The following is a 1,589-nucleotide window of genomic DNA, read 5'->3' as shown; positions in this document are numbered from 1 at the left end:
AACCCCATAGCCGTCAGGCTAAGTGTGTAAACGTTTGATTTTGAGATAGTTTATCTTTTTTCTTTTCAAGAATAAATTCCATGGGGGCTATTTTCAACACCCTAATAAGGATTTTCTCCATCTGAACGGGATCTTTCAGTGCCATTCTGAGTCTTTGAGCAATCCGGGTTGCATATTTGTAAAACTTCCAGACACTGCAGAGTATTCTTTCCCTTTTGTAGATCTCATTTCCCATCCATTTAAAGATCCTCCAGTTTAGGAGCAGCCAGATCAGTTTGCTATACAATTGACACTCAAAACGTTCTATTTTCATTTCCTTGATCTGGTCTATTTTCGCCTGAGATTTCCAGACCTTGAACAGGAGTTCCAGCTGCCATCTTAGTGTATACACTTCCCGTACTTTTTCTGTATCCAGGTCCTTTTTGTCCACATTGGTGATGAAAAAATTGAGCCTACTCTTTGCCCTGTACTCTTGGGATACCTTGTACTTGTAGTGCTTACCTTTTTCGGTTGCCTTTCTTATCCTCTTTTCATAGGTTGCATTGTCGACAGGCATGATGACAAGCCGGCATGGAAGCTTGGCTTTTTTACCCACCAACACGTCCAGTTCCATGTGTGATAATTTGTGTTTGTTCATTATCGCGTATAATTTCTTGAAATCCATTGGTTCGTACCCGTCTTCGGCGGTATATACTACAGTCTTGGCGGGAAGTCTGTTGAGGAAAAAGGCCCCTCCCCCGGCAATTTTTTCTAGGTAAGGGAGGCTACAATAGCCAAGATCCCTGATGAAAAGGTCGTTCTCGCGGATGTCATCAGTAAAATCTCTGGAATCCGACAGGTCGTTTTTAAGCCCGTCGGTCAGCCTGAGATCCATTGTTTCTCCGCTGAGCATGTCATATTCGTACTGGACGCTGATCAGGGACTCGCAATTGTCGGACTTGCCCCCGTTGCCACCGCCCCCGTGTCCCTTGTATTTATGGGTAAAGGCTTTTGGAAGAGGAAACTTCGTTGAATCTTTTATCCTCACCCTGTTGAAACGGGAAAGCAACCCCCCAAAATCTTTACAAGTATTAAATTCGGCGGAAAGTAGCCGGTCTAGTATCCGGCGGAAGAAAAGTACGGCTCGGTCATTGAACCTGTCATCAATTGCCTGTTTTGTGATCCCCAGCTCGTATTCCTCCATAAGATCCGAACACACATCCATGAGGCTGAAAGATTTTCCTAAATGATGGGAAAACATCAGGCTCTCGAAAAACAGGTGGGGCTTGAGTTTGGATTTTCTTTTGGAAAAACCTGTTTCCTTGGCAAGGCAGTCAATGATATCCGGGTTGAAAGATAAATTAAATTTTTCCGCTAAAACTCTAAATTTTACTGGTAATTTTACTTGAATTTTGGTCTTTTAGATGGAAATTATATGTATATTTAACTAGGAAAAACAGGGAGGATCAGTGGGGATTGCGTTTTTTGAATTAAGAAAACAAATACCAATAGATATGAAAAAAAGGAACAAAGATCCCAAGGGGGATCTACGTTTTTATTTAATTAATTGATTATCAATAACTTAAATCGTTAACTTGACGGCTATGGGG

At 41.7% G+C, this 1,589-nt stretch carries 1 protein-coding gene; it reads right to left on the bottom strand.

What is annotated here, in order from left to right; all coding sequences use genetic code 11:
* Positions 1-13: 13 nt before the first annotated feature.
* Entirely contained in the window at positions 14-1,390 is a 1,377-nt protein-coding gene (locus ADICYQ_RS20980) for an IS4 family transposase (RefSeq protein WP_146948807.1), read from the bottom strand.
* Between the last annotated feature and the right edge of the window lie 199 nt (positions 1,391-1,589).

It is taken from the genome of Cyclobacterium qasimii M12-11B, from assembly GCF_000427295.1.
In the GTDB taxonomy this organism is placed as follows: Bacteria; Bacteroidota; Bacteroidia; order Cytophagales; family Cyclobacteriaceae; genus Cyclobacterium; species Cyclobacterium qasimii.
Note: the sequence above shows the minus strand (reverse complement) of the source record. Positions and strands in the feature narration are given on the sequence as shown.